Source organism: Psychrobacter sp. DWR1-2-3 (genome assembly GCF_049896465.1).
GTDB classification, from domain to species: domain Bacteria; phylum Pseudomonadota; class Gammaproteobacteria; order Pseudomonadales; family Moraxellaceae; genus Psychrobacter; species Psychrobacter maritimus.
This window is the reverse complement of record NZ_JAFCUJ010000001.1, coordinates 355,632-371,700: the sequence shown is the minus strand read 5'-3', so window position 1 is coordinate 371,700 and position 16,069 is coordinate 355,632. Positions and strand designations below refer to the sequence as shown.

The 16,069-nt window shown below is 43.8% G+C and carries 12 protein-coding genes; 4 read left to right on the top strand and 8 right to left on the bottom strand.

Going from position 1 to position 16,069, the window contains the following annotated elements; translation table 11 throughout:
- Window positions 1–54: 54 nt before the first annotated feature.
- The 3 genes from serS (at window position 55) to ACP7AA_RS01440 (ending at window position 4,602) form a co-directional block, all read left to right on the top strand.
- Window positions 55–1,341 (top strand): serine--tRNA ligase, encoded by a 1,287-nt coding sequence (gene serS / locus ACP7AA_RS01450; protein WP_201565227.1) that lies wholly within the window; start codon window positions 55–57, stop codon window positions 1,339–1,341.
- A 325-nt stretch (window positions 1,342–1,666) separates the two neighbouring features.
- Window positions 1,667–3,664: a transketolase gene (tkt, locus tag ACP7AA_RS01445; protein ID WP_426222423.1), complete on the top strand. Its 1,998-nt coding sequence runs from the start codon at window positions 1,667–1,669 to the stop codon at window positions 3,662–3,664.
- 617 nt (window positions 3,665–4,281) lie between these two features.
- Entirely contained in the window at window positions 4,282–4,602 is a 321-nt protein-coding gene (locus ACP7AA_RS01440; protein ID WP_201625468.1) for a hypothetical protein, read from the top strand.
- A gap of 161 nt (window positions 4,603–4,763) precedes the next feature.
- On the opposite strand, the gene ACP7AA_RS01435 is transcribed toward ACP7AA_RS01440, so the two are convergent.
- Window positions 4,764–5,369 carry a YceI family protein gene (locus ACP7AA_RS01435; protein ID WP_426222422.1) on the bottom strand — a complete coding sequence of 202 codons (606 nt, stop codon included), beginning with the start codon at window positions 5,367–5,369 and terminating at the stop codon, window positions 4,764–4,766.
- Window positions 5,370–5,594: 225 nt separating this feature from the next.
- Here ACP7AA_RS01435 and ACP7AA_RS01430 point away from each other — a divergent pair, with 225 nt between their 5' ends.
- Window positions 5,595–6,629: an NERD domain-containing protein gene (locus ACP7AA_RS01430; protein WP_426222421.1), complete on the top strand. Its 1,035-nt coding sequence runs from the start codon at window positions 5,595–5,597 to the stop codon at window positions 6,627–6,629.
- A 198-nt stretch (window positions 6,630–6,827) separates the two neighbouring features.
- Here ACP7AA_RS01430 and ACP7AA_RS01425 read toward each other — a convergent pair whose 3' ends face one another.
- The 7 genes from ACP7AA_RS01425 to ACP7AA_RS01395 all read right to left on the bottom strand — a co-directional run bounded on the left by ACP7AA_RS01425 (window position 6,828) and on the right by ACP7AA_RS01395 (window position 15,971).
- The gene (locus ACP7AA_RS01425) at window positions 6,828–7,799 is read right to left on the bottom strand and encodes a DUF4424 family protein (RefSeq protein ID WP_298909168.1); all 972 of its coding nucleotides are present in this window, start codon (window positions 7,797–7,799) and stop codon (window positions 6,828–6,830) included.
- On the bottom strand, window positions 7,792–8,763 hold the full coding sequence (locus ACP7AA_RS01420; protein ID WP_298870485.1) for a peptide ABC transporter ATP-binding protein: 972 nt from the start codon (window positions 8,761–8,763) through the stop codon (window positions 7,792–7,794). The genes ACP7AA_RS01425 and ACP7AA_RS01420 overlap by 8 nt, the downstream gene beginning before the upstream one ends.
- Entirely contained in the window at window positions 8,753–9,841 is a 1,089-nt protein-coding gene (locus ACP7AA_RS01415; RefSeq protein ID WP_426222420.1) for an ABC transporter ATP-binding protein, read from the bottom strand. The genes ACP7AA_RS01420 and ACP7AA_RS01415 overlap by 11 nt, the downstream gene beginning before the upstream one ends.
- A 1-nt stretch (window position 9,842) precedes the next feature.
- Window positions 9,843–10,757 (bottom strand): ABC transporter permease, encoded by a 915-nt coding sequence (locus ACP7AA_RS01410; protein ID WP_025650615.1) that lies wholly within the window; start codon window positions 10,755–10,757, stop codon window positions 9,843–9,845.
- A gap of 151 nt (window positions 10,758–10,908) precedes the next feature.
- Entirely contained in the window at window positions 10,909–11,925 is a 1,017-nt protein-coding gene (locus ACP7AA_RS01405) for an ABC transporter permease (protein ID WP_201565218.1), read from the bottom strand.
- A gap of 220 nt (window positions 11,926–12,145) precedes the next feature.
- Window positions 12,146–13,786: an ABC transporter substrate-binding protein gene (locus ACP7AA_RS01400; protein WP_426222419.1), complete on the bottom strand. Its 1,641-nt coding sequence runs from the start codon at window positions 13,784–13,786 to the stop codon at window positions 12,146–12,148.
- 541 nt (window positions 13,787–14,327) lie between these two features.
- Window positions 14,328–15,971 (bottom strand): GMC family oxidoreductase, encoded by a 1,644-nt coding sequence (locus ACP7AA_RS01395; RefSeq protein WP_426222418.1) that lies wholly within the window; start codon window positions 15,969–15,971, stop codon window positions 14,328–14,330.
- Window positions 15,972–16,069 lie beyond the last annotated feature (98 nt).

Here is a 16,069-nt window from a genome sequence, read left to right as displayed (position 1 = left end):
CTACTATTTCCCCTTTTAATTTCTTACTCACTTTTAGCGCTACAGGCAACTATTATGATTGACCCAAAACTCTTACGCGGTGATTTAACGGATTTACAACAGCAGCTGGCCACGCGTGGTTATACGCTTGATATGGCGTTTTGGCAAAATATTGAAAACGAACGTAAGTCTTTACAAGTCAAAACGGAAGAGCTGCAATCGCGCCGTAATGCGGGCGCTAAACAAGTGGGTGCGCTAAAAAAATCGGGCGAAGATGCCAGCGAATTATTAGCAGAAATGCAAAGTGTCAGCGGTGAGATTAAGACCGCTGAAGACGAGCTGCGTACCTTGCAAGAGCGCATTAGCCAAGCAGCCATGCAAATTCCAAATATTCCAGCAGCCGATGTGCCAGTTGGTACGTCAGAAGATGATAACGTCGAAGTACGCAAATGGGGTACGCCGCGCGCGTTTGATTTTGAGATTCAAGACCATACTTATATTGGCGAAACGCTGGGTATGCTCGACTTTGAAGCCGCTGCAAAATTAACAGGTAGCCGTTTTAATGTGTTAAAAGGTCAGCTTGCGCAGATGCATCGCGCTTTGATTCAGTTTATGCTCAATACCCATACCATCAAGTACGGCTATACTGAAACCTATGTGCCTTATATTGTGAACTCTGAAAGTCTAAAAGGTACGGGTCAATTGCCGAAGTTTGAAGATGATTTGTTTAAATTGACCAATCATACCAATAACGAAGGTACTGACTTTTATCTGATTCCAACGGCTGAAGTACCCATGACCAACTTGGTACGTGGTGAGCGTTTGGATATCAAAGAGTTGCCATTAAAATTCACTGCCCATACACCCTGTTTCCGTAGTGAAGCCGGCTCGCATGGCCGTGATACCCGTGGTCTGATTCGTCAGCATCAGTTTGAGAAAGTTGAGATGGTTAATATCGCCACTAGCGAGCAATCAGATGACTTACTTGAGGCAATGACGGGACAAGCCGAATACATCTTACAGCAGCTTAATCTGCCGTACCGCGTGGTCAAATTATGTACCGGTGATATGGGCTTTGCCGCACAAAAAACTTATGATATCGAAGTTTGGCTACCGAGCCAAGATACCTATCGTGAAATCTCAAGCTGCTCAAACTGCGGTGATTTCCAAGCACGCCGTATGGGCACGCGCGTTAAAGACGGCAAGCAGACGAGCCTAGCGCATACGCTAAATGGTTCAGGTTTGGCTGTTGGTCGTACCTTATTGGCAGTGATGGAAAATCACCAAAACGCCGATGGTAGCATCACCATTCCAGAAGTGTTGCGTCCCTTTATGGGCGGTGTTGAAACCATATCAGCTTAAGTAATTCAATGTTGTTATGAATGGTTATGAGCTGCGAGTGGCTATCGAGTGGCTACATTGACCGCAGTTTGTGGTTAGGAATCTAATATTGTTTATCGTTTAACAAAACTGATAGGAGTGATTGCTAAATGCAAACGCTTCTATCAGCGCATTTTTAGTTTGGCTTATGGCAAATATGTTAAAATTGTCATTTAATATTGTCGTTTAATTAGACACCTAATTCTTAAGAGCGTTTATCGCACTCTTATTCTATTGTTTCATGTCTATTGTTCCACCGATTTTTTGCTTGTCATCCATACTTCTCATTTGAATATTAGGACACTCTATGCCAGCTCCAATTAGCGAACGTAAATTAGCCAATGCCATCCGTGTGTTGTCGTTTGATGCGGTTCAAAAAGCCAACTCTGGACATCCGGGCGCGCCGATGGGCATGGCTGATATTGCTGAAGTTTTGTGGCGTAAGTTTTTAAAGCACAACCCAGCTGACCCAGAATGGCATAACCGTGACCGCTTTGTATTATCAAACGGTCATGGCTCGATGCTTATTTACTCATTGCTGCATTTAACGGGTTATGATGTCAGCGTTGACGACCTAAAAGGCTTCCGTCAGCTGCATTCAAAAACCCCAGGTCATCCTGAGCTTGGCTATACCCCAGGTATTGAAACCACGACGGGTCCACTAGGTCAGGGTATCGCGAACGCCGTTGGTTTTGCGATTGCAGAAAAGACGCTTGCCGCACAGTTCAACCGTGACGGTCATAACATCGTCGACCATCATACTTATGCGTTCTTGGGTGATGGCTGCTTGATGGAAGGTATTAGTCATGAAGTTTGCTCATTGGCTGGCACATTAGGTCTTGGCAAGTTGGTATTCTTTTATGATGACAATGGCATCTCAATTGATGGTAATGTCGAAGGCTGGTTTACTGACGATACGCAAGCGCGTTTCGAAGCCTATGGCTGGCAAGTGATTAAAGTTGACGGTCATGATACCGATGAAATTACCCAAGCCACTGAGCAAGCGATTGCTGAGACCACTAAGCCAAGCTTAATCATCTGTAAAACCACGATTGGCGCGGGTAGTCCAAACAAGCAAGGCTTAGCAGCCAGTCATGGTGCGCCACTTGGTGATGACGAAATTGTCTTAACCCGCGATGCGCTATCTTGGAAGCATGCACCATTTGAATTAGATGACGAAATCTATGAAGCGTGGGACGGCAAAGCCAAAGGCGATGTACAACAAAAGAACTGGGATGCGGACTTTGAAGCTTATAAAAAGGCTTACCCAGAACTAGCCGCTGAGTTACTACGCCGTTTAAATGGCGAATTGCCTGCTGACTTTGATAGCCAAGCACAAGCCTATATTCAGCAAACCCAAGAGCAGGGCGGCGATGTCGCCAGTCGTAAAGCCAGTCAAAATGCCATCAATACTTTGCAGCCATTATTGCCAGAGCTGTTAGGCGGTTCAGCGGATCTAGCAGGCTCGAACCTCACGCTATTTAAAGGCGCCAAAGGCATCGAGAAAGATGCTGATGGCAACTATATCTATTATGGCGTGCGCGAGTTTGGTATGACGGCGATTGCCAATGGTATCGCGTTGCATGGCGGCTTTATCCCTTACGTGGCAACCTTCCTAATGTTTATGGAATACGCGCGTAATGCGGTGCGTATGGGCGCATTGATGAAGCAACGTATCATCCACGTTTATACACATGACTCTATTGGTCTGGGTGAAGATGGCCCAACGCATCAGCCTGTTGAGCAATTGACCAGCCTACGTACCACGCCAAACCTACGTACATGGCGTCCGTGTGATGCGACTGAATCAGCTACTGCTTGGGTCGAAGCGATTAAATCAGAAAACAATCCATCTGCATTGATTTTCAGCCGTCAAAGCTTACCGCATCAAGCACGTGATAGTGAGCAAGTCGCTAATATCACTAAAGGCGGCTATGTGCTAGCGCAAGAGCAGGGCGAGCTAAAAGCCATCATCATTGCAACGGGTTCAGAAGTTGGCTTAGCGATGGAAGCGTACGAGACGCTTAGCGAAAATGGCGTTGGCGTCCGTGTGGTCTCTATGCCATGTGCTGAAATCTTTATGGAGCAAGACGCCAGCTACCGTGAAGCGGTATTGCCAGCTAATATCCGTGCACGCGTCGCCGTAGAAGCCGCGCATGTAGATTACTGGTATAAGTTCGTCGGTCTTGATGGCAAAGTCATCGGCATGACGACGTATGGTGAATCAGCGCCAGCAGATCAGCTCTATAAAGAGTTTGGTATCACCGCTGAAGCAGTGGTTGATGCGGTGAATAGTTTGGTCTGATTCATCAAAGCTTAGACTGAGTTTTTGAGTTTATATAAGAGCTGCTAGAGTAATCTGGCAGCTCTTTTTTATGGTTTTATTTTTGCTTTTGAATCATTCTAAATGGATTGATGGTTCGTTTAGTGTCGAGGCACGATACGCAATGAATTGTTAAATTTTAACGTAGGGTGCGACCCGCGCACCAACGCATAAATATGAAAAAATAAAATTAATGTATTTATTTACGCGAATGACCCCACGCGAATCTAATTATAAATATACTTTCAATTCCGAAATAATTGATATTAACTACTTCTCGGTTTTAACCAAGCTTAATGTAATGTTCTATAGTAGAATTACTTTAAAATCGATACAGTGCGACTGGGATGAATTTTTCGTAGCCTCTGTGATAACAGCAAGCAAGGAAAATTTATACCAGTCGCACATAGCTATAACGTATCGCTTTTATTTTGAACTGACTATATATTGAGCCGTTATTAGTGTTATATCTAGTTTGCTAATCTAAAGGGTGTTTAAGGACGTGTACCTGTTTTGTACTGGCACATTGATTAGACATGAGGATTGACTTACCATCAAGTATCTAAGTGTTTTATATAATATGATTCAGGAGAGTTATCATGTCGAATAAATCTGTTAAAAAACAAGCGAAAGATGAGATTACGTTAAGTAAAAAGGTTCAAAAAAAGCTAAGTAAGCTGAATCTGCAGCGTCAAAAAGAGCAAGATAAAATAGACAAGGTACGTCAAAAAGAGCTTGCCAAGTTAGATAAGCAGCGTAAAAAAGAACAAGACAAAGTAGATAAGAAGATTCAAAGAATGATAGACGATATCAACCAAAAGGCGATGAAAAAGCAAGAAAAGATAGATACCAAAATTCAGAAAAGAAGAAATAAAATAGACAAAGCTGGCATAGCAGAAGACCAAATATGGCAGTATTAAAAACTTTAGAAAATATGGTTTTAAAATTTAATCGATTTTCGAGTGATTTTTCAGGTCATAGTTTTTCTAAATAATGGGGTGTTTCTGTAAAGAGTATCTTAAAATCTATTGTGTTATCTACCCAACTTAGAACTTTTAAGTTGGGTTTTTTTGTCACTCAATTAATTAGCAGCAATCAGCTTTCCTGATATCTCAAGCGGGATGATATTGCTAATAATTTTCGGGAAAGCCGTCACTCCATAGTTATAGCGATCTACCATGCCCGTCGCGCGAAACTTTAATGTCGGTTGTGCGGTGACAGGGTCAATCTCTACATCAGATAAAGTCACTCTTACTGTCAATGGTTTGGTTTGACCTAAAGCGGTAAAGTCGCCCGTGACATTGGCTTCTTTAGGCGTAATCATCTTGATTTTTTTTGAGACAAACGTCATCGTCGGATATTGCTGTGTGTTGAGCAGCTCCTTACGGCGTAAAAAAGAGTCACGTAGCCTGCGCTCGGTATCGATACTATTGGTATGCACGGTAAAATTAATGGTCGTACTCTCAGGCTTTTTGACGTCATAATTGATCGCCCCATTTACCTTACGAAACTTACCGTCAGTGGTCGCCTTGCCTAAGTATTTGACCTCAAAATCTGCGCTGGTCTTAGGTACGTCCAGCTTCCACTTTTGTGGCATCGTATTAGCGGCCAGTCCCATTACCGGTAAGGAGAATAATAAAGAGGTGCTTAACGTGATTTTAAGCCAAGAAGCGGCGCGTGTATTCATACGTATGATCCAAAGGGTAATAATAAAGTCGTCAGTATTGAAAGTACTTTTAAAGTGGTTTTAAAGTAGTACTGAGCTTTATAGCTTAAATAATAATGCGATAGCGTACTACAACTGTGCTGTTTCAATGTATTATTAAAGTTATGGGTTGTTATAAAAGTAAGCATTAGTAAGGGCGTATCGCTTAAAATAAGTAATTTATTTCTCTATATAGTAGAAACAATCATGTCGCTAATGTCCAGCTTTAAAGGTGTTTTAGGCGAAACCGTCATCAACATTGCCATGTGGCTCAAACTTGAAAAAGACGTCTATCATCGCCTGAATAATATCACTTTGCCATTAGCCAACGGTGGCAGTACCCAAATCGACCATGTCATCGTTTCTGTGTATGGCGTCTTTGTCATCGAAACCAAAAACTATAAAGGTTGGATATTCGGTAATGAGGCGCAAAGGCAGTGGACGCAGGTCATCATGGGTCGTAAGTATAAATTTCAAAACCCGCTCAGGCAGAATTATCTACATATCAAGACATTAGCAGATTTGTTAGCGCTGGATTTGAATTATTTTCATTCGATGATTGCGTTCATTGGCGAGTGTGAGCTTAAAACTCGTGATGAGTTACCAGAGCATGTATTAACGAGCGGCATGGCATCTTATGTGAAGAAAAAACAAGATAAGTTATTGAGCGAAGATGAAGTTAAAGCTATCGTTAAGCAGATTGAAAGCAACAGATTTAGTAAATCCTGGAAAACCAATAGACAGCATAAAGCCTATCTAAAAGACAAGCATAGCTCTTCAAATAAGCAAGCTAGTGATAAGCCAAATGCTAAAGCAGTGACTAAATCAGCTAATCATCCTGCGTCTGAGCCAATAGTAAAAGAATCTCCTAAAAAGACCACTCTTCAAAGTAGAGAGGTGCTGCGATGGTCTGGTCAAACGGAAGTGGGGCAGGCTGCTGATATCGCTATTACGCCGTCTATCAATACTCAGCTTATCGATGAACAGACTAACAATAAACTGCTTAATAATGATGAGTTTTTTATCACCCCGTTTGAGGTTATAGAGTCAGAGCCAAAAACAAATAAAACGGTGGCCATTGAGCCAATAAACCAAACAACTATTTTAGCTCAAATACCTAATTGCCCTAAGTGCAATAGTGAGATGATTAAACGCGTTGCCAAAAAAGGCGCTCGCCAAGGTCAGACCTTTTTTGGTTGTCGTCAATTTCCTAAGTGTCGCGGTGTGGTGAATGTTGATTAGCTATTAGCAGGTATAGGCCGAGTACAGTTAGTAAAGCAAACCGTCCCATGCCTCGCATATTTTCCCAATTTTAAAGCATTGGATGCTGAGGCTAATAATTTTATTTTCTTGCTTGTTTTTGTTCACTAAAACCTAGATACAAGACGACTGTCGAATCAAGTTTTATCGACGCGCTAGACGTACTCTAAAAAATAACGGCTACTTCATAATAAAAGCGACGTCAAAATCATGGGTTGGCACAAAATTACTTTCTTTTATCTCAAACGTCGTTGGTCCAATCTTTTTGATTTTACCTTTACCTTTCCAGCAGAACGAGACTAGTTCGTTAAGGTCGCGTTTGACGGTCAGTTTGAAATGAGGAATCGGTTTGGCCCAGTTTGCTCCCGTAGTTAGGATATAGCTTAAGGCGTGATAGGGACGACCACCACTCTTGTGAAATCCTCTCTGAGTTGAAGCATCTACGCAAAAATTTGGAAATTCTTCCTCGCCTAAATGAACTGAGCCACCTACTAACGGTTTATACGTGTGTTTGACCTTGGTGATAGTATTGGCTTTAAAAGTTTGCTCCCAACTATAAATCACCTGCGAATCCCAAGTCATATAAAGACTTTCTCTATCATATATGAATTTATCTAATGCTTTATTATTACAATCTAAAAGCTGTTGATTGACGTAGTCAGTATCAACTTGATACGTCCAAGGTCCCATCATATCAGCCTCGTTAAGACCACACGACTTGAATATTTCAGTCGTATCAAGAGAGATGTCTGCATAGGTTCTATCGCCATCTTTGACAACAATTGGACGCATAAAAGTACGGACATGCTGATCAGGAATGATAGGCTTACCATTGACCCAAAGTTTAAAATTATTATAAGTGGCACTAGTATCAGCGTAATCTGAGTCTGTAAAACTGGGCACAGCTGGCATAGGAAAAAGAACCGTCTCGGTAATGTCTTTATTGCTTAGGTTTTTAAACTCATAATTGACGCGCACTTCATCTTTTGAGATGTATAAATCTTCGCTATGCATGCTGATATCTTTATTTTTAATATACTCAACACCGCCTGCACCGACATAGCCGGTAGAGTCATTGGCTTGGGCAGCAGTCATCGCTATCAGCACAGCACAAGCTAATGTACCGCTAAACACAAAATGTCGCTTATCCATATATTTCCTCCAAACGTAAACACGCAACCAATCGACCGTCCCACTCTCGCAGTTTTGGCTCTATTTCACTGCATTGTTGTTTGGCATAAGGACAGCGTTTGTGCAGGGCGCAGCCACTTGGCGGATTAAGCGGACTTGGCAGCTCACCATGTAGGGTTAAATCATTTTTATGGCCAGTTACAGTCGGTGCCGCCGCCAATAGAGCAATGGTATAAGGGTGCTTTGGCGCATTATAAATCGCTTCTTTAGACCCATGCTCGACGGCTTGACCTAAGTACATCACCATCACATCATCAGCAACATGGCGCACTACTGATAGATTGTGAGAGATAAAGACATAAGCAGTGTGATATTCGTCCTGTAAATCCATAAACAAGTTTAACACTTGCGCTTGAATCGAGACATCGAGCGCTGAGGTAGGTTCATCAGCGACCACAATCTTTGGGTTGAGCATCATCGCGCGGGCAAGAGCAATGCGTTGGCGCTGACCACCCGAAAACATATGTGGATAACGGCCCGCATGTTCGGGACGTAGACCGACATGCCTCATCATCTCGTTTATTTTGTCACGCTTTTCTTCTTTAGATAGTTTGGTATGAATATCTAATGGTTCAGTCAGTTGATAGCCAATCGTATGACGCGGGTTTAGGCTGCCATAAGGGTTTTGGAATACCATCTGAATTTCGGTACGCAACTCTTTTAATGCTTTTCTACTATAACCGGTCGTTGCCTCATCGTTGATAAACAGCTCGCCGTCAGTGGGCTCTTCAATGAGGGTTAACTGGCGGGCGAGCGTCGATTTACCGCAGCCTGACTCACCAACGACCGCTAGCGTTTTGCCCGCTTCAAGCTCAAACGAGATGCCATTTAGTGCTTTAACATAAGCTTTAGGCTTGCCCAATCCTTGTGATACCGGGTAATGCTTGTGTAGGTTGTCTGCTTTTAAGACCACTTTATGACTCATGCTGTGACTCCAAAGTAGCAGGGTGAGGGGTGGAGGTGCGAGAAGGTAGATTAGGCAATTCAGAGTGAATACAGCGCACTTTGCCATTGGGCGTATCTAAAATGGGCGGCGGCACTTCGCAAGCAGGTTCTTTATACGGACAGCGGGGAGATAATAAGCAACCGCTTGGGCGATCATATTGACTGGGTACGACACCCGGCAAACTATTGAGCCTGTCTTGACCGATTGCCAGCTCAGGGATGGCTTGTAGCAACGCTTCGGTATAAGGATGGGCAGGATGTTGAAAAATCTCCGGCACTGTACTGGTTTCAACCACTTGTCCGGCATACATGACGGCGACATCGCGTGAGTTTTGCGCGACCAAACCCAAGTCATGGGTAATTAATACCATTGCCATTTGTTTTTCGCGTTGTAAGCGCCCGAGCAAATCCATAATCTGCGCTTGCACCGTGACGTCAAGCGCCGTGGTTGGCTCATCGGCAATAAGCAGTTTTGGCTCGCAAGCAATCGCCATCGCAATCATGACCCGCTGACTCATACCGCCTGATAATTGATGCGGATAAACCTTAAGTCGATTTTTGGCATCCGGCATCTCAACCAGTTCGAGCAGCTCTAAGATACGCGCCTGTACTGCTGCACCGCGCAGTCCAAGATGCTTACGTAGTACTTCACCCAATTGCATCTCAATGGTGAAGCTTGGATTTAGGCAAGACATGGCATTTTGAAAAATCATAGAAATGTCTTTGCCAATGATGCCGCGTTTTTCTTTGGCTGACATACTCAGCATATCTTTATTATCAAACATCACCCGCTTGGCACGAACTGTCGCAGAGGGCGGCAATAGTCCCATGAGCGCCATCATAGTGACCGACTTACCTGAGCCTGATTCACCGACGACGGCGATGACTTCGCCTTGGGTGATTTTTAATGACACATCATCGACGGCGCGAAAAGCACGCGCACCTTGACCAAAAGTGACCGAAAGATTTTCAATATCTAACAACAGTGGCGCTTCTTTTATTAACGAGCCATTCATAGAAGTATTGGTAAGCGTTGTTTTATCTAAGGTATCAGTCATCTTAGGTCACCTGCTTTAATTTGGGATCTAGCGCATCGCGTAAGCCATCACCCGTCAGGTTAATCGACAAGGCAGCTAAGAAGATGGCGACACCCGGCCAAATAGCGAGCCAAACATTACTTTGAATATATTGCCGTGCTGTTCCTAGCATCGCGCCCCATTCTGCATCTGGTGGTTGCACGCCAAAGCCTAAGAAACCAATCGCACCTGCTTCTAAAATAGCAGAGGAAAAAATCATTGTCGCTTGGACGATGAGCGGTGCCATACAGTTAGGTAAAATGGTGATAAACAACAAGCGTAGCACGCCAGCCCCCATGACTTGCGAAGCAACAAAGTACTCACGTTGTAGCTCTACCATGGCGGTAGCGCGTGTCAGACGAATAAAAGGCGGCGTACAAACCAAGGCAATGGTAATAATGGTGTTGGTCATAGACGGCCCTAGGATAGCCGCAATAATAATCGCCAATAGTAAGCTTGGATAAGACATCAAAATATCATTGACCAGCATCACCGCTTTGCCCCAAACCTTTGGCCAAAACGCGGCGCTAAGCCCTAACGAGACGCCAACCAACATAGCAAGGGTCGTCGCACTTAGACCGATAAACAACGAGTAACGTGCGCCATACATCACCCGAGATAAGGTATCTCGACCGGCATCATCAGTCCCAAGCCAAAACATCGTATCGCCGCCACTTAAAAAGGCGGGCGGTAATTGCTCTTGACCGGTAAATAATTCATAAGGGTCATGCGGCGCAAGGGCGGGCGCAAGTATGGCGATAATCACCATCAAGGCCAATACAATAAAACCAAGCACCGCGCCTTTATTGCGGCAAAATGTCGATAAAAATAGCTGCCAAGATGACGGCGGTGTCGCTGCCATCAGCTTAAGATCAGAGGGAAGAACAGAAGGCTTCATGAGCATTTCCTACAGTGGCTAGTGCTTTGCTAATATTTAAATTTTTAGAGTTTTAGCCTTAATAAGTATTAAGCATTTGCTAAAAAATCACTCAAAACCATGCAAACACCAATAGCCACTATTTATAATATGAGTATTTATCAATGTTAAATTAAGAAGTATGTCTGATGCGCGGATTGATCAGACCATACAAAATATCAATAAATAAGCTAACCAAAATCAAGGCGGTGGCGACCAATAAGATACCGTTTTGCACAATAGGATAATCACGGGTAAAGAAGCCATCGAGTAGCCAATTACCAACACCCGGCCAACTAAAGATAGTCTCAGTGATAATAGCGCCAGCAAGCAAGGTTGCCATTTGTAAGCCAATCACCGTCACTACAGTAATCAAGGCATTGCGCATGACGTGTACCAATATCACGCGGCGCGGCGATAAACCTTTGGCGCGCGCGGTACGCACATAGTCTTCATCCAATACCTCCAGCATCGCCGAGCGCGTCATGCGTGCAATCATCGCGAGTGGTATGGTCGATAAAGCAATAGAAGGTAAGATAAAGTGTTTTACCACATCCCAAAATGCGCCCGGTTCACCTGAGGTCAAGGAACCTAATAACCATGAGCCATATAAAGGTTTGACGTCTAAAAACTGCGCGACAGATATCACACCGGCGACGGGTAATAGGCCTAGATAATGGGCAAATATACCGGTTAAGATAGGTCCTAATAAATAAATGGGCATAGAGTAGCCAGCCAGCGCCCCTGACATCAAGGTGTAATCAATCCATGTACCACGGCGCAGCGCGGCAAAAATACCTAAGCTCACCCCAATGATACTGGCAATGACAATGGCGCACACAGCTAGCTCTAAGGTTGGTACAAAATGGGCAAAGAAGTCTGGTAATACGGGGGTACGGGTACGAAAAGACACCCCAAAATCTCCAGTCAATATACCGGTTAAATAATCCCAATATTGGATAACGAGAGGTTTGTCTAATCCTAGTCTTTCTAAGGCACGAGCATGGAGCTCTGGATCGACCATACGCTCACCCATCATAATCTCGACGGCATCTCCAGGGACGAGCCGAATCAGGGTAAATGTCGATAGCGTTAAGCCAAGATAGACAGGAATGAGAATGGCAATACGACGCAAAATATAAAGTAGCATGGGCTGCTCAATAGTTATGGTTCAATAGTTGTGGTTTAATAATTCTAAGTTGATGACTAGAATGTTGATAATGATGAGAATATCGGTGACAGAATGCTTAACAAAGCGCTTGCTTAACAGGCTGCTTAATTCATATAAATACGGCTGGAGCAGAGTATCTGACCCAGCCGAATAGCAATTAAACAATCATGCATGTTTTACCGGACTTCATCAGTTAAGATTATTCAACCTTGACACCATCGAAGCGTATTGAGCCAAGTGGACTGATTTTATAATCGACGACGTTTGGTGCGGTGAATACCGTTACCACCGAATGCGCCATCGTGGTCCATGGCAGTTGCTCTTTAAATATCTGCTGAGCTTTTACATAGTCATTGACGCGATCTTCTTGATTGGTAATCTGACGGGCGTTGGTTACTAAACTGTCAAAGTCTTTATTACACCAGCGTGAGTAGTTATTGCCACCGACCGCATCACAAGATAATAGCGAACCAAGCCAGTTATCTGGATCGCCATTGTCACCCGTCCAACCTGCTAAGATAACATCAGGTTCACCTTTAGCGGCGCGTTTTAGATACTCGCCCCACTCATAAGTGACCAGCTTGGTATTAACACCAATCTTCGCCCAATCTGCTTGCAACATTTCAGCCATGAGCTTGGCATTCGGGTTGTAGGGGCGCTGAACTGGCATATACCAGAGATTGATGGCAAGTTTTTCCGCACCTGCGTCTTTCATAAGCGCTTTGGCTTTTTCCACATCATAAGGCGCATCTTTAATCGATTTATCGTAACCCCATTGCGTTGGTGGCATAGGATTAGTCGCTTTAAGCCCTTCGCTCTGATAAACGGCGTTGATAATAGCGTCTTTATTGATGGCCATATCTAATGCTTGACGAACTTTAAGGTCGCTAAGCTTTGGCTTTTCAACGTTGTAGCCGACATAACCGATGTTGAAGCCGGGTTGGTCAAGCACAGTGGCCTTACCCGATTTTTTAACAGACTCAATTTCGGCAGGTTTTGGATAAGCAGATACATGACATTCGCCAGCCTGCACTTTTTGCGCACGAACCGCCGAGTCTTTAGTGATAACAAATACAAGATTATCGATATGAATATCGTCTTTGTTCCAATAATCTGGATTTTTGGTATAACGAATTTGCGCGTCTTTTTGGTAGGAGGTAAAGACGAAAGGCCCGGTACCAACTGGTTTGGTGTTGATATCAGCAGCATTACCAGCAGCCATTAACTTGTCTGCATATTCAGCAGAATCGATGTAAGCAAAGGCCATCGCTAGGTTTTGTAAAAACGGCGCGTTAGTTTCACTTAGGGTGATTTTTACGGTATTTTCATCGACTTTTTCGATAGTAGAGATAAGATCAGGTAGCCCCATCCCGACTGAATACGGGAACTCAGCAGGATAAGCTTTATTGAATTCAAAATCAGGATTGGTGATACGTTCTAGCGTAAAGACTACGTCGTCCGCATTAAAATCGCGGGTTGGGGTAAAGTAATCGGTTTTACCAAATTTGACACCTTTACGTAGATTAAAGGTATAGGTTTTGCCGTCTTCGCTAATAACCCAGCTTTCGGCTAAGGCTGGCTGAATCTCAGTGCCATCTCTTTTGAATTCTACCAAGCCGTTGTAGATAGGATAGGCGCTCGCATCGAAATCCGTACCTGCCGTATACTGTGCGGGATCGAAGCCAGCAGGGCTGCCTTCTGAGCAATAAAGTAGGGTTTTCGCGGCTTTGGCGTCTGAGCTGGCAGCAGTTCCGTCAGTGGTTTTGTTGTCGCCGCTACAGGCGCTGATACCTAAGATAACCGTCGCCAACAGGGTCAATTTGAAAAGTGATTTTTGCATTATTACATCCTATGTAATTATAATTAGTTGCCAAACATCTTTATAAGTTCGTTTGCGAACCATAAATATGCTTGACGTCCTTTTAATTCCCTTTAAAGCAATTGTTTATATCGTATTGTTGATAAGTAAATAAAAAATGCGTCAGGTTCTATAAACCGTCAGTCAGGTTTGCAAAGAATACTGATATAAATAAGTCGTTTAAATATACTCTGTTAAACACTGCTAATGCAAGGCATCTATAAACTAATTTCGATAGAAAACGTTTCGTTTTAATATCTTTATTGCCGAATTTATTATTTGCCATTGAGTTCAGTAAGTTAGTACAGCTTATCGATTTTTTCGGTATTCTAAAAACCAGAACATAGACTGCTAATATAAAATTGCCTAAATAAGTTCTAAAGATAGCAACGAAAAAATATGAGCCATATTTTTATACCATTAGCTTATTCTCATTTTATTGAATATCAAGTTTTGAATAGATAAGCTTGTTAAAGAAAAACAGCCACAATAAGCTGCTTATCCCATTCCATCCTAACGTATTTTATGACGCGGCTAGCTCAATATGATGATGGTTGGCTTTAATAAGATCAGCCAATTTTTCAGCAATCATAATCGTTGGCGCATTGGTATTGGCGCTAATTAATGTCGGCATTACGGACGCATCAATAACCCGTAATCCGCTGACGCCGCGTACTTTTAATTCTAAGTCGACCACGGATTTGTCATCTGAACCCATACGACAAGTGCCGACCGGATGATAGATGGTATCTGACTTATTGCGGATATAGCCGAGCATACCGTCTTTTTCAATATAAGGAGCAGGGTAATCTTCGGTGATATATTTGGCGATGGGCGATTCTTGCATAATAGCGCGCGTACGCTCAGCACCGGCCACCATATACTCTACATCTTTGGGATGCGAGAGATAGTTTGGATCAATCAATACCGCAGCTGATGGGTCAGCTGAATCAAGCCTGACGGTGCCGCGGCTTTCAGGGCGCAGATAGCAGCTATGACAAGAGACGGCAAAGCCGCGTCTAAGATCACGACCATGCTCAATCACGCGCGATATGACAAAATGCAGTTGGGTATTTGGCCAGTCTTTTGGGTCATCACCGACACTAAAAAACGCGCCCGCTTCAGCATAGTTGGTAGACAAGAGGCCCGTGCCATCCTTTCTCCACTGGCGAATGCTTTTGGTTAAGGTTGAAATGCTTGCCATGCCAATACCGATGACATCAGTGGTATTAACCTTATAATCAAAGACGACGTCTAAATGGTCTTGCAGGTTACCGCCAACCTCGGGCGCATCGACTAAGACTTCGATATCATGTGACTGCAAATGCTCAGCAGGACCAATACCCGATAACATCAGGACTTTGGGTGAGCCAAAAGCGCCACCAGATAAAATCACTTCATGGTTTGCCAGCACCGTATGCTCGACGCCATCTTTTTCATAAGCGACGCCAACGGCTCGTTTGTCTTCAAAAATAACTCGGTTGGCTTGGGCGTGGGTAATGACGGTCAGATTGGGTCGGCTTTGAACTGGATGCAAATAAGCGGCCGCCGCAGAGCAGCGTTGACCTTGTTTTTCGCCATGAAAATGGGTGACTTGATATAGCCCAGCGCCGTCTTGTTTCTTGCCATTAAAGTCATCATTTTGATCTAAACCATTGGCAACGGCAGCTTCTACAAATGCTTTTGAGATATCACGCGGGCTTAATAAATCACTGACATGCAAAGGTCCACTATCGCCATGCAGTTCATCTGCGCCATGGATATTATTTTCTGCTTTAATAAAGTAGGGCAGTACATCGTCAAACCCCCAACCTTCGCAGCCTTGCTCAACCCAGCGCTCATAGTCTAAGGCACTGCCACGAGTATAAATCATAGCATTAATTGCTGATGAACCACCCAAGCATTGACCACGTGGTTGGAAGCCGCGCCGGTTATTCAGATGCGCTTGCGGGGTAGTATGAAAGCACCAATTGTTCAATTTCAGCGGCTTGCCTGGAACTAGGAGAATCAAACCTGCAGGGACACGAACTGCAAGGTCTTTGCCTTCACCGCCGTATTCTAATAAGCAGACACTGAGGTCTGGATTTTCTGTCAGCCGGCTGGCAAGCACGCAGCCTGCAGAACCGCCACCCACGATGACGTAATCAAACTTTGGATCAACTTCCATGTTATCTTCCTTATAGCATCCATGCTTATTAAAACGCGCTCATTAAAGCGAGTCTCTAAAATCGCTTCCGCCTTACAGTATCTATTATTTTGCTCAAA